We start from the raw sequence: 12,365 nt of genomic DNA, 5'->3' as shown, positions 1-12,365 counted from the left end.
TTGAGCCGCACCTAAGGCTGCAAGGAAAACCGCTTTTCCTCGTCATGGCAAGGTTGCGCCTACGGCCCTGTAGTTGAGCGTGGAATCGGTTGCTGTGCCATACACGATCGCCCCGGAGCGGGTAATGCCCTCCAGCCGGCTCATCCGTCCGTCCAAAAGAGGGTTGATCTCCACGGTGCCGTTGACGCCGTCCCAGTAGGCGCCGCTGGGGTATTGGTTGGCATCGAAACTGTTCAAGGCGACGGTGTCGTTATCCGCCAAACCCACCGCGTTGGTCTGGGCGCTGCCAGGCAGCGGCTGGATCGACTGCACGCTGAACGAGTTGGTGGGGTCTGGCCAAAAGAGTGCTTTCTCGAAACCCGACGGGTCCCTGCCATACGCGAGTATATGCCCGGGGTTGTTGATCGACACCGCGTAATTCTGCGCATTGAGGGGCATGGTCAGCAGCAGGGGCGCGCTGCTGGGTGTTCCCCAGAATGCCGTTTGCGGCACATCGCCGGTAGCGCCGCTGAACACGCAGGTACCGACCACCTGAAGCTGATCGTTCATGCCCACCGCCCAGCAATAGCTGGCGCCGGAGGGGCTGGCCAGCGCGGTCAACACGTAGCTGCTGCCGTTCCAGGTGGCGACGGTGGGTTTGGGCGTGGCATTGGCCCCCGGACAGTTCATGACGACACTGGGATAGCCGTTGATCAAGGTGTTGTTCACGTCGATCCCGGCACAGTTGTCGCCATAGTTGGAAACGCGTTGGGGCGTGGCATTGCCCGGGGTATACAGCACCACGGTTGCCTGTAACGTGGCGCTGATGCTTTGAGCCAGGGCCGCGCCTAGCAGGTTCAGGGCGGTGGGCACGGTCTGGACATCGGCGGGTCGCAGCAGGGGAAACAGCAAGGTGCCAGGCAAGGGGGCCGTCGCCGTCGGCAGGCCACTGGGCGTCGCTGCATTCCAGAATACGGCAAAACTGAGATTGGCGGCGTTGGCGCAACTTCCCAGCATCCAGCCACTGTTAGCGATTGCCTCGACGCTGCACGGTTGCCCGTTCACCAGCGGCGGCAAGACCTGTTGAGGGCCGCTCAGCGATGCGGCGTACCAAGGATTGCTGTTGGCGCTGACCGTAGCGGATGAACAATTGCCCACGGCTTGTGCGCTATCGTTGACGCTACTGGTTGAACATTGCGCCCCGGCCGCACTGCCCGAGTCGACGTATGTGGCGGCACTGGCGGTTACACCATAGCCGTACAGCAGCGAGGCGCCGAGCAGTGTCAGCGCAGTGATCGAGGTTTTGAAATAACGCGGCATGATGAGTCCCTCCCTGGAGTGTTTACCTGTCGGTGCCGTATGGACAGGCGCCGTTGCGTACCAGTAAACGCTGGAGATGGGGGCGTTACAACTGTCATTTCTAACAGGTACAGAACGAGTGGCTGTGCGTTAGCATCGGTGTTTTTGCGCCCTGCGGGCCGTCCAGGCACGCAGATGATTTCAGTGGTCCGGTACGGCATGGCGTCAATCTCGAGCATCCATCGCGCCACGAATAGGGGGTGAAGTGACGAATCGGCTGGCGTACATTGTTCAACCCCGGTCGCCAGCAACTGTCGGTGCGACAGATCTGGCGATCTGAATTGTTTATTGTCTGGAGTATTGATTGTGCCTACAGCTTCTTCTGTCATTGAAGTTCCGGTTTCGGCCGATCAGGTGTGGCAATTGGTCGGCGGTTTTGACGCCCTACCGGACTGGCTGCCATTGATCGTCGAGAGCAAGCCGGGCGACGGCGGGCGCCTGCGTCACCTGAAGACCGCCGATGGCGGCGTGGTGGTGGAGCGCTTGCAGACCTTTGATAACGTGGCCCGCACTTACAGCTACAGCATCGAGGAGTCGCCGTTTCCGGTGAGTGCCTACCTGGCGACGTTGCGGGTCGAAGCCCTGACGGAGTCGTCGGCGAAGGTGACGTGGTCGGGCGTGTTCACCCCGGTGCCGGGCACCACCGACGAGGCGGTGGAGGCTTTGTTTGCCGGCGTGTACCGCGGTGGGCTTGAGGCGCTGCGCGCCAACTTCCCGGCTTGACCTGATCGATCGGGCAACCGACACCCAATGTGGGAGGGAGCAAGCCCCCTCCCACCGTTTCGATCGGTGTCGTGTCTGGTTTATTTGGGCATCAGTTGCTGGCGACACTCCAGCACCAACCGCGCACCGCCGCGTTGGCTGGTGCCGACGTCCAGCTTGAAACCGTGCAGATTGATGATCGCCGCGACAATCGACAAGCCCAGCCCAAACCCACCTTGCTGGTCGCTTTCATCCACGCGATAGAACCGCTGGAACACCGCCTTGCGTTCCGCTGTTGGGATGCCGGGGCCGGAGTCGTGGACTTCGATACGCGTGCTGCCCGCATCGTTGACCGCGCGCAAAATCACTTCGCCGCCCGCGGGGGTGAACTTGATCGAGTTGCTCAGCAGGTTGGCCAGGGCCTCGAACAGCAAGGCCCGGTCGCCGGTGATCCAGGGCAAGGATGTTGGGATGTCGAGCACCAGTTGCAGTTCGCCTTCCTCGGCCAGGGGCAGGTAGAAGTCGTGCAGTTCGCGCAGCAGCGGCAGTGGGTCCATCACCAGGAAGCCCGAGCGGCGTTGGTGGTCTTCCAGTTCCGAGATCCGCAACAACCCGCGAAAGCGCGCCATCAGCGTGTCGGTCTCCGCGATGGCGTCGTCCAGCTGCACCGCGTGGGCCGAGTCGTGTTCGGCTTGTTGCTTGATGCGATAGAGCTGCGCGCGCAAGCGGGTGAGCGGGGTGCGCAAGTCGTGGGCGATGTTGTCGCACACGCCTTTGACCTCGTTCATCAGCTTCTCGATGCGGTCGAGCATGGCGTTGACGATGGCGGCGAGCATGTCCAGTTCGTCACGCCGGTTCGACAGCGGCAGGCGATGGGTGAGGTCGCCGGCGACGATGGCCTCGGCGCTGGCCTGGATCCCGCGAATCCGTCGCAATGGGCGGCGGCGCAGCAAATGCCAGCCGGCGGCGCCGGGGATGATGGTCAGCGACACCGCCCACAGCAGCGCGTGCCAGATGATCCGGGTTACGCCGAACAGCGAACCGTTGGCGCGCACCAGCACCAGCCAGCGGCCATCGGCGGTGTGGGTGACCACGGCGTCGCAGCTGTCTTTGGGCAGTTTCGGGTCGTCGGAGTCGACGCAATTGGCCAGGGCGTGGATCTTGCCGTCCAGGGGCAAGTCGGGCGGTATCGCCTGGATCGGTCCGTTCAATGGGCGAAATTGCTCATCGAACAGGCCATAGGCGTCCACGCCCTTCATGTCAAAGGTCATGCTGGTGGTCAGGGCTTCCAACAGTTCTTCGCCGTCGAACCGCTGGAACAGGTGCTGGCGCTGCATCAGCGAATGGCGCGAGAGGTCGCTGAGGTAACCGGACACCTCGTAATACAGCACCCCCATGAGGATGCAGCTCCAAGCCACGAACAGCGAACTGTACAGCGCCAGCAAGCGGCTGCTGGAGGAACGCCAGCCCTTAGAGGGGTTCAGCAATGACATACCCGGAACCTCGTACCGTGCGGATCAGCGGCGTGAGGCCCGGTGGATCGATCTTCTTGCGCAGGCGACCGATGTGGACATCGATCAGGTTGGTCCCGGGGTCGAAGTGATAACCCCAGACTTCCTCGAAGATCATCATCCGCGACAGGATCTGCCCGGTGTTGCGCATCAGGAATTCCAGCAGTTTGTATTCGGTGGGCAGCAGGCTCAGCGGCTGCTCGGCGCGGCTGGCTTCACGGCTGATCAGGTTCAGCTCAAGGTCGGCCACGCGCAGCGCGGTTTCGAATTCCTTGACCGTGCTTTTGCGCCGCAGCAGCACTTCAACGCGGGCGGCCATTTCATCGGAGGCGAACGGTTTGGTCAGGTAGTCATCCCCACCGGCGCGCAGGCCGCGCACCCGCTCGTCGACATCGGAGAGCGCGCTGATCATCAGGATCGGCGTCGACACGCCGATGGTGCGCAGGGTGGTGACGATGGCCAGGCCATCGAGTTCCGGCAACATACGGTCGAGGGTGATCAGATCGTAATCACCACTCACGGCGCGGACCAGGCCTTCGCGGCCGTTGTCCACCCAATCAACATCCAGTCCATGGCTACTCAGCTCGGCGACGATCTCGCGGGCCGTTACGGCGTCATCCTCAATGGTCAAAATGCGGGTCATAGGATTACCTGGTGAGCGATTCACACTAGAAGTGTGGGCATTTTGCCAAGAAATGGCTGAACGCTTCCTAAATAAAACTTCATGTTGGCAAAACTGACACAGTTTTCATAAACACCGCCTGGCGCGCCAGCCCCCGTAGGTCGGTTATTTATCGTTATTAAAACCGTGGTTTTTAAACCTGTGAGATTTGACAGTTTACGCCCTCGCTCGAAGCAAATAGCGTGAGTCGACCAATCATGTTCAAGGGGCGTAGCCATGAACCAGACAACAGGAAGTTTTACCGCCAAGATCAATAACCCTCAGGTCAGTCCTCCCGAGCATTCCTTTCAAGGGGACGCCGATCAGATGATGATGTATTTCCTGGATAACAAGTTGTACATCAGTGCGACCGAAAAAATCGGCCCCGATATCAACGAGCGGCTCGGCTTCGATTTTGTTGTTTCGGACGTCCTGGACGATGGCGAGGAGCGAACGTATTCCCTTGGAAGTCAGGCCACGGGCACTTATTGGGCGCACGAAAACCTCGGCAGTGCACCCTACGTAGCGTTCACAGGGAGTCTCAGTCTGTCCCTTGACTCACAGGACCGGCTGGTCGGCACGTTCAGTTTTTCGGCCAAGCATGGCAGCAAGGACGTTGAAATCACGCAGGGCGTGATTAACCTGATCGGCTTGAGTTCGCGAATGTGCACACCGCAGATCACCGGCACCGGCTATATGCGCGGGTCAGTACCCGGCGGGCCGATGCCGGCGCCTGAGTTCGACGCGACGGAAGTGAGTCTCAGGAAGGTTGTAAGCACGTTTACTTACTGGCAGGTAATCGGTCGCCAATATGACGATCTTTCACGGGTTCAGAATCTGGTGCTGATTGTGGTGAGAGAAGAGGCGAAGGGTATGGCGTTTGACCTGGCCACCAGCAAGGAAGTGCAAGTTCAATTTGGCCGAATCAACTCTTTCGGTTTTGCCCATTCCATCAGTGGCAGCCTTGAATTTACTGCCTTGCCTGAGACCGGGCGTACAGTGGGCAGTGTGGATTGCATGGTGCAGAGGAACGAGGAGACGCCGTTTGCGGTGAGGGTGAATTTTGATATTTCCGAGTAGGTTTGAGGCTTGATCAAGCCCAAGTCGTCAGTCCCCTTGTGCAATGACCGGCCTGCGCCCGGGGACGCGGCGCTCGGGCGTCATCGTTAACGCTCTGCGCGAACAAGCCCGCGCCTGCAGATCCCTGGCGAGTCAGTCGTCGAAGCCCACCTGCTCATGAATCTCATCCACCTTCAACTCCAGGCGATACGCCACCGCAATGAACAGCGCCTGGCACAGGCACAACGTGGCGCTCAAGGAACGGAAGGCAAACGACGAGCCTTCATTGACCAACAGCACTGCGTTCGCGCGCTTGGCCAGGGGCGACAGGTTGCTGTCGGTAATGATCAGGGTCTTGGCCTGGTGGTGCTGGGCGATACGCAGGCAGTGCTGGGTTTCTTTGCCGTAGGGCGTGAAGCTGATGGCGATCACCAGGTCATTGGCGCGCACGCTGCGCATCTGCTCGCGGTAGCTGCCGCCCAGGCCTGAGATCAGGTGGATGCGCTTGTTGGTGTGTTGCAGGTTGTAGACCAGGTAATCGGCCACCGCAAACGAACGGCGCACGCCAACCACGTAGATGTTGTCGGCGTTGACCACCAGGTCGACGGCTTTTTCGAACGCCGCGTCATCCAGTTCCAGGCCCAGGCGCTCGATGCCCGAAAGCGTGGCATTGACACACTCGCGCGCCAGGTCGCCGCCGCTGGCCTTCTGCGACTTGTTGGCGATCATGCTGCGGATGCGCTGCTGATAGTTCTGCACCGGCGTGGTCTTGTGGGTGTACGCCTCGCGAAACAGCGCCTGCATCTCACTGAACCCGCTGAAGCCGAAACGCTGGGAGAACCGCACGATGGCCGACGGATGCACTTCGCATTCGCGGGCGATGTCGCTGATGCGGTCGACCATGATCCGGTCGCTCTGCTGGCTCATGTAGCTGGCGATGCGCTTGAGCTGGCGTGGCAGGCTTTCGTATTCGTCGGTGATCAGCTGCAACAGGCGTTCGGCATTGATCGCAGGGCTGGCGAGAGTGTCTTGGGAAGCGGTCTCGGGCGTGGCCGGCTGATCGGTGCGGGACATGGGCAATCCTTCTGGCGGGTTCATCTGGTGCGCTGATAGTGGGCGCAAGTCTACAGGGTAGGCGCAAAAAAATACCCCAGCATGCGCCAGCGAATGGACGGCTGAAACGATGCACTGTCGCTGGCGTGCCCCTATGCTGACGTATTGGAAAAAATATTCTACCAAAAATAATTATGGAATAAATATTGATTGGGCTCGCTGAACGTTCTAGTCTGCTCCCACCAAGAGCGTGTGCCGTCGCCACGGCGGCACAACGCAGGCTGATAAAAATAACAGGAGCCAGCATGGGCCAGACTCGTTTTGCCAGTGGGCGTCAATTGGATCTGATTTGCCTCGGGCGCCTGGGCGTCGACCTCTATGCGCAGCAAGTCGGTGCGCGGCTTGAGGATGTGTCCAGCTTTGCCAAGTACCTCGGCGGTTCTTCCGCCAACATTGCCTTCGGCACCGCGCGCCTGGGCCTCAAGTCGGCGATGTTGAGCCGGGTAGGGGACGACCATATGGGCCGGTTCCTGACGGAATCCCTGGCCCGTGAAGGCTGCGATGTCAGCGGCATCAAGGTCGACCCGCAACGCCTTACCGCGCTGGTGCTGCTGGGCCTCAAGGACCGCGAAACCTTCCCCCTGGTGTTCTACCGCGAAAACTGCGCCGACATGGCCCTGCGCGCCGAAGACATCAGCGAATCCTTTATCGCCTCGAGCAAGGCCCTGCTGATCACCGGCACGCATTTCTCCACCGACGCTGTGTACAAGGCCAGCGTCCAGGCCCTGGATTACGCGGCCAAACACAACGTCCAGCGCGTGCTCGACATCGACTACCGCCCGGTGCTGTGGGGCCTGGCGGGCAAGGCCGATGGCGAAACCCGGTTTGTCGCCGACCAGAGCGTCAGCCAGCACGTGCAGAGCATCCTGCCGCGCTTCGACCTGATCGTCGGTACTGAAGAAGAGTTCCTGATCGCCGGCGGCAGTGAAGATTTGCTCAGCGCCCTGCGCACCGTCCGTGAACTGACCCCGGCGACCCTGGTGGTCAAGCTCGGCCCGCAGGGCTGCACGGTGATCCACGGCGCGATCCCGGCCCGTTTGGAAGAGGGTGCGATCTACCCCGGCGTGCGCGTTGAAGTGCTTAACGTGCTGGGCGCCGGCGATGCGTTCATGGCGGGCTTTCTCAGCGGCTGGCTGAACGATGCCAGCGACGCGCGATGCAGCCAGTTGGCCAATGCCTGCGGCGGCCTGGTGGTGTCGCGCCACGCCTGCGCACCGGCCATGCCGACGCCGGCCGAACTGGATTACCTGTTCAACAGCCCGGTGCCGATCACCCGTCCCGATCAAGACGTGACCCTGCAGCGCCTGCATCGGGTCACGGTGCCACGCAAGGCCTGGAAGCAACTGTTCGTGTTCGCCTTCGACCACCGCTGGCAATTGGTCGACCTGGCGCAACGCGGCGGCCGGGACCCGAGCCGCATCAGCACGATCAAGCAGCTGTTTATCCAGGCCGTCGAACGCGTGGAGAAGACGCTGCGCGGGCAGGGCATCGAGGCCGATGTCGGTTTGCTCGCCGACCAGCGCTTCGGCCAGGACGCACTCAACGCCGCCAGCGGTCGCGGCTGGTGGATCGCGCGTCCGGTGGAGGTGCAGAACTCGCGGCCCCTGGCGTTCGAGCACGGCCGCTCGATCGGCAGTAACCTGATCGCCTGGCCCCAGGAACAAATCATCAAGTGCCTGGTGCAATACCACCCCGATGACGAACCGCTGCTGCGCCTGGAACAGGAAGCGCAACTCAAGGCGGTGTACGAGGCTTCGCTGGTCAGCGGGCATGAACTGTTGCTGGAAGTCATCCCGCCCAAGGATCACCCCTCGACCTACCCCGATGTGCTCTACCGCAGCCTCAAGCGCCTGTACAACCTGGGTATCTACCCGGCGTGGTGGAAAATCGAGGCACAGTCGGCCGAGGACTGGACAAAACTCGACGAACTGATCGAGGAACGCGACCCGTACTGCCGCGGTGTGGTGCTGCTGGGCCTGAATGCCTCGGCCGAGTGCCTGGCCGAGGGCTTCCGCCAAGCCAGCCAGAGTCGCACCTGCCGTGGTTTTGCCGTGGGACGCACGATTTTCCAGGAGCCGAGTCGCGCGTGGATGGCGGGGGAGATTGATGACGAGACCCTGATCCGCCAAGTCCGGGCCACTTTCGAGCAATTGATCAGTGCCTGGTGCAGTGCCAGAGGCTGAACGCAGTTCTTAATTTGAAATGTAATCCAATGTGGGAGGGAGCTTGCTCCCGATGGCGGTGGTGCAGTTACAGAAGTGTTGCCTGACACACTGCCATCGGGAGCAAGCTCCCTCCCACATAATGCAGATCTCAGTGATACCTGAAAATAATAAAGGTGCAGCCATGCCCGCAATCCGAATTGGCATCAACCCGATCTCCTGGAGCAACGACGACCTGCCGGCCCTGGGCGGCGAAACGCCCCTGAGCACGGCGTTGAGCGAAGGCAAGCAGATCGGCTACGAGGGTTTTGAACTCAACGGCAAATTCCCCAAGGACGCCAAGGGCGTCGCCGATGTGTTGCGCCCCTACGACCTGGCGCTGGTCTCCGGTTGGTACTCCAGCCGTCTGGCCCAGCGGTCGGTGGCGGAGGAAATCGAAGCCATCGCCGCTCACGTCGAGTTGCTCAAACACAATGGCGCCACGGTGTTGGTCTACGGCGAAGTGGCCGATTCGATCCAGGGCTCCCGCATCCGCCTGATCGAACGCCCGCGTTTCCACAGTGAGCAGGCCTGGCAGGACTACGCCGACAAGCTCACCGAGCTGGCGCGCTTTACTCTGTCCCAGGGCGTGCGCCTGGCCTACCACCACCATATGGGCGCCTATGTCGAATCGCCGGAGGACATTGATCAACTGATGCGCCGCACCGGCCCCGAAGTCGGCCTGCTGTTCGATTCGGGCCATTGCTACATGGGTGGCGGCGAACCCCTCGACGTACTGCGCAAGCACATCGACCGCGTGTGCCATGTGCATTTCAAGGACGTGCGCAAAGCGGTGGTGCAACTGGCGCGCAACCAGATGTGGAGCTTCCCCGACTGCATCGTCAACGGCACCTTCACGGTGCCGGGTGACGGCGATATCGACTTTGCCGCGTTGCTCGACGTGCTGCTGGCCGCGCATTACCGAGGCTGGCTGGTGGTCGAAGCCGAGCAGGACCCGGCTGTCGCGCCGAGCTATATCTATGCGAAAAAAGGTTATGACACCTTGCGTGCGCTGCTGAACGAGAGGACGGGGCAATGAGCTTGCTGGTCAAGAGCAATAAGCGCGGGCAAACCATGGTCGCCCTCGAAGCGGGCCGCCTGGACTATGTCGGCTTTGCCGCCTACCGCCTGAGCCTGGGCGAAACCCTGCCAGTCACCGCCGGCGATCAGGAGCTGTGCCTGGTGCTGCTCAGCGGCCGGGTGACGATCGAAGGCGAGGGGTTCAACTGGCAGAACCTCGGCGATCGTCAGTCGGTGTTTGAAGACAAATCGCCCTTTGCCGCTTACCTGCCGCCGGGCACCGACGCCCAGGTGACGGCATTGAGCGACGTGCAGCTCGCGGTCTGCGCCGCGCCTGGCGCGACGGGTTTCGCGCCGCGCTTGATCCGCCCCGAACAGTGCAAGCGCAGCGTGCGCGGCAAAGGCGCCAACACCCGTTACGTGTGCGACATCCTGCCCGACAGCGAGCCCGCCCACTCCCTGCTGGTGGTGGAAGTCCGCACGCCGTCCGGGCATTCGTCGAGCTACCCGCCGCACAAGCACGACACCGACGACCTGCCGCACCAGAGCTTTCTCGAAGAGACCTATTACCACCAGGTCAACCCGCCCCAGGGCTTCGTGTTCCAGCGGGTGTACACCGACGACCGCAGCATCGATGAGGCCATGGCCGTGGAAAACAGCGACCTGGTGGTGGTGCCCAAGGGTTACCACCCGGTGAGCGTGCCGTATGGCTACGAGTCCTACTACCTCAACGTAATGGCCGGCCCCAAGCGCGCCTGGCATTTTCATAACGACCCGCAGCACAGCTGGCTGCTGGACCTTTAAGGGGCGCGACATGACCACCACTCGTTTGACCATGGCCCAGGCCCTGGTGAAATTTCTGGATAACCAATACATCGAAGTCGATGGTGTGCAGAGCAAGTTCGTGGCCGGGGTGTTCACGATTTTCGGCCACGGCAACGTGCTCGGCCTGGGCCAGGCGCTGGAGCAGGACAGCGGCGACCTGGTGGTGCATCAGGGCCGCAACGAGCAAGGCATGGCCCACGCCGCCATCGGGTTTGCCAAACAGCACCTGCGCCGCAAGATCTACGCGTGTACCGCGTCGGTCGGCCCGGGGGCAGCGAATATGCTGACCGCTGCCGCGACCGCCACGGCCAACCGCATTCCGTTGCTGCTATTGCCTGGCGATGTCTACGCCAGCCGCCAGCCCGACCCGGTGCTGCAACAGATCGAGCAGTTCCATGACCTGAGCATCAGCACCAACGACGCCTTCCGTTCGGTGAGCAAATACTGGGACCGCATCAACCGCCCCGAGCAATTGATGAGCGCGGCGATCCACGCCATGCGCGTGCTCACCGACCCGGCCGAAACCGGTGCCGTCACCCTGGCGCTGCCGCAGGACGTGCAAGCCGAGGCCTGGGATTACCCGGATTACTTCCTGCAAAAACGTGTCCATCGCCTCGACCGGCGCCCGCCCACCGAGGCGATGATCGGCGATGCCGTGGCGGCCTTCGAGGGCAAGCGCAAGCCGTTGATCATCTGCGGCGGCGGGGTCAAGTACTCCGGGGCGAATGCGGCCCTGCAGGCATTTGCCGAACGCTTCGAGATGCCCTTCGCCGAAACCCAGGCGGGCAAGAGCGCGGTGCTGTCCAGCCATCCGCTGAACGTCGGCGGGATCGGCGAAACCGGCTGCCTGGCCGCGAACCTGTTGGCCGCCGAGGCCGACCTGATCATCGGGATCGGCACGCGCTACACCGATTTCACCACGTCGTCGAAGTCGTTGTTCAAGCACGCCGAGGTGCGGTTCCTCAACCTCAACATCAGCCCCGGCGATGCGTTGAAACTCGATGGCGTGCAAGTGCTGGCGGATGCACGAGTCGCCCTTGAGGCATTGGCCGCAGCGCTGGGCGATTATCGCGCCGGTTGGGGCGAGCAGGTGCGCGATGCCAGGGCGCAACTGGATGCTGAAGTCGACCGGGTGCATCAGTTGGAATACGCCGGTGACGACTTCGTCCCCGAGGTCGACGACCACCTCGACCGCGGCGTGCTGCGCGAATTTATCGAGCTGACCGGTTCGTGCCTGACCCAAAGCCGGGTCCTCGGCGTGCTCAACCAGGCGCTGGCCGACGACGCGATCATCGTCGCCGCCGCCGGCAGCCTGCCCGGCGACCTGCAGCGCAGCTGGCGCAGCAAGGGCGTCAACACTTACCACGTCGAGTACGGTTATTCGTGCATGGGCTACGAGATCAACGCCGCCCTCGGCGTGAAACTCGCCGAGCCGACGCGCGAGGTCTATGCGCTGGTCGGCGATGGCTCCTACATGATGCTGCACTCGGAGCTGGCCACCTCGATCCAGGAGCGCCGCAAGATCAACGTGGTGCTGCTGGACAACATGGCTTTCGGTTGCATCAACAACCTGCAGATCGGCAACGGCATGGACAGCTTCGGCACCGAGTTCCGCTACCGCAACCCCGAGAGCGGCAAGCTCGACGGCGGCCTGGTGCCGGTGGATTTCGCCATGAGTGCGGCGGCCTACGGTTGCAAGACTTACAAGGTCAGCAGCGTCGAACAGCTCGAAGCGGCGCTGGCCGATGCGCGCACGCAAACGGTGTCGACGCTGATCGATATCAAGGTGCTGCCCAAGACCATGATCCACGGCTACCTGTCGTGGTGGCGGGTGGGTGTGGCGCAGGTCTCCACCAGCGAACGCACCAACGCGGCGGCGAAAAAACTCAATGAACAGCTGGCCAAGGCCCGGCAGTACTAATAACAAGAGGAGTG

At 62.0% G+C, this 12,365-nt stretch carries 10 protein-coding genes; 6 read left to right on the top strand and 4 right to left on the bottom strand.

Annotated elements, in window-relative coordinates; translation table 11 throughout:
* Positions 1–42: 42 nt before the first annotated feature.
* The gene (locus TU80_RS13605; RefSeq protein WP_057004695.1) at positions 43–1,299 is read right to left on the bottom strand and encodes a hypothetical protein; all 1,257 of its coding nucleotides are present in this window, start codon (positions 1,297–1,299) and stop codon (positions 43–45) included.
* A 345-nt stretch (positions 1,300–1,644) separates the two neighbouring features.
* Between TU80_RS13605 and TU80_RS13600 the strand changes: the two genes are divergently transcribed.
* Positions 1,645–2,061, top strand: a complete 417-nt coding sequence (locus TU80_RS13600; RefSeq protein WP_057004694.1) for an SRPBCC family protein — start codon at positions 1,645–1,647, stop codon at positions 2,059–2,061.
* 80 nt (positions 2,062–2,141) lie between these two features.
* Here TU80_RS13600 and TU80_RS13595 read toward each other — a convergent pair whose 3' ends face one another.
* Positions 2,142–3,533 (bottom strand): sensor histidine kinase, encoded by a 1,392-nt coding sequence (locus TU80_RS13595; protein WP_057004693.1) that lies wholly within the window; start codon positions 3,531–3,533, stop codon positions 2,142–2,144.
* Entirely contained in the window at positions 3,511–4,194 is a 684-nt protein-coding gene (locus tag TU80_RS13590) for a response regulator transcription factor (protein WP_003219726.1), read from the bottom strand. Before TU80_RS13590 ends, TU80_RS13595 begins: the two co-directional genes overlap by 23 nt.
* A gap of 255 nt (positions 4,195–4,449) precedes the next feature.
* Between TU80_RS13590 and TU80_RS13585 the strand changes: the two genes are divergently transcribed.
* A complete protein-coding gene (locus TU80_RS13585; protein WP_057004692.1) occupies positions 4,450–5,292 on the top strand; it encodes a hypothetical protein in 843 nt (280 codons plus the stop codon).
* A gap of 132 nt (positions 5,293–5,424) precedes the next feature.
* Here TU80_RS13585 and TU80_RS13580 read toward each other — a convergent pair whose 3' ends face one another.
* Positions 5,425–6,345 carry a MurR/RpiR family transcriptional regulator gene (locus TU80_RS13580; RefSeq protein WP_017846562.1) on the bottom strand — a complete coding sequence of 307 codons (921 nt, stop codon included), beginning with the start codon at positions 6,343–6,345 and terminating at the stop codon, positions 5,425–5,427.
* 284 nt (positions 6,346–6,629) lie between these two features.
* Between TU80_RS13580 and TU80_RS13575 the strand changes: the two genes are divergently transcribed.
* The 4 genes from TU80_RS13575 to iolD all read left to right on the top strand — a co-directional run bounded on the left by TU80_RS13575 (position 6,630) and on the right by iolD (position 12,351).
* On the top strand, positions 6,630–8,567 hold the full coding sequence (locus TU80_RS13575) for a bifunctional 5-dehydro-2-deoxygluconokinase/5-dehydro-2-deoxyphosphogluconate aldolase (RefSeq protein WP_057004691.1): 1,938 nt from the start codon (positions 6,630–6,632) through the stop codon (positions 8,565–8,567).
* A gap of 163 nt (positions 8,568–8,730) precedes the next feature.
* On the top strand, positions 8,731–9,624 hold the full coding sequence (gene iolE / locus TU80_RS13570) for a myo-inosose-2 dehydratase (RefSeq protein WP_046489005.1): 894 nt from the start codon (positions 8,731–8,733) through the stop codon (positions 9,622–9,624).
* Positions 9,621–10,409, top strand: a complete 789-nt coding sequence (gene iolB, locus TU80_RS13565; RefSeq protein ID WP_057004690.1) for a 5-deoxy-glucuronate isomerase — start codon at positions 9,621–9,623, stop codon at positions 10,407–10,409. The genes iolE and iolB overlap by 4 nt, the downstream gene beginning before the upstream one ends.
* A 10-nt stretch (positions 10,410–10,419) precedes the next feature.
* The gene (gene iolD / locus TU80_RS13560; protein ID WP_046383702.1) at positions 10,420–12,351 is read left to right on the top strand and encodes a 3D-(3,5/4)-trihydroxycyclohexane-1,2-dione acylhydrolase (decyclizing); all 1,932 of its coding nucleotides are present in this window, start codon (positions 10,420–10,422) and stop codon (positions 12,349–12,351) included.
* Positions 12,352–12,365: the final 14 nt, after the last annotated feature.

Source organism: Pseudomonas veronii (assembly GCF_001439695.1).
Classification (GTDB): Bacteria; Pseudomonadota; Gammaproteobacteria; order Pseudomonadales; family Pseudomonadaceae; genus Aquipseudomonas; species Aquipseudomonas veronii.
The sequence above is the reverse complement of the archived record's forward strand: the minus strand, read 5'-3'. Positions and strand labels throughout refer to the sequence as shown.

Bases quoted from the DNA above. Each gene is read 5' to 3' on its own strand.
- TU80_RS13605 (WP_057004695.1), bottom strand. From the start codon at position 1,299: ATGCCGCGTTATTTCAAAACCTCGATCACTGCGCTGACACTGCTCGGC.
- TU80_RS13595 (WP_057004693.1), bottom strand. From the start codon at position 3,533: ATGTCATTGCTGAACCCCTCTAAGGGCTGGCGTTCCTCCAGCAGCCGC.
- TU80_RS13590 (WP_003219726.1), bottom strand. From the start codon at position 4,194: ATGACCCGCATTTTGACCATTGAGGATGACGCCGTAACGGCCCGCGAG.
- TU80_RS13585 (WP_057004692.1), top strand. From the start codon at position 4,450: ATGAACCAGACAACAGGAAGTTTTACCGCCAAGATCAATAACCCTCAG.
- TU80_RS13580 (WP_017846562.1), bottom strand. From the start codon at position 6,345: ATGTCCCGCACCGATCAGCCGGCCACGCCCGAGACCGCTTCCCAAGAC.
- TU80_RS13575 (WP_057004691.1), top strand. From the start codon at position 6,630: ATGGGCCAGACTCGTTTTGCCAGTGGGCGTCAATTGGATCTGATTTGC.
- iolE (WP_046489005.1), top strand. From the start codon at position 8,731: ATGCCCGCAATCCGAATTGGCATCAACCCGATCTCCTGGAGCAACGAC.
- iolB (WP_057004690.1), top strand. From the start codon at position 9,621: ATGAGCTTGCTGGTCAAGAGCAATAAGCGCGGGCAAACCATGGTCGCC.
- iolD (WP_046383702.1), top strand. From the start codon at position 10,420: ATGACCACCACTCGTTTGACCATGGCCCAGGCCCTGGTGAAATTTCTG.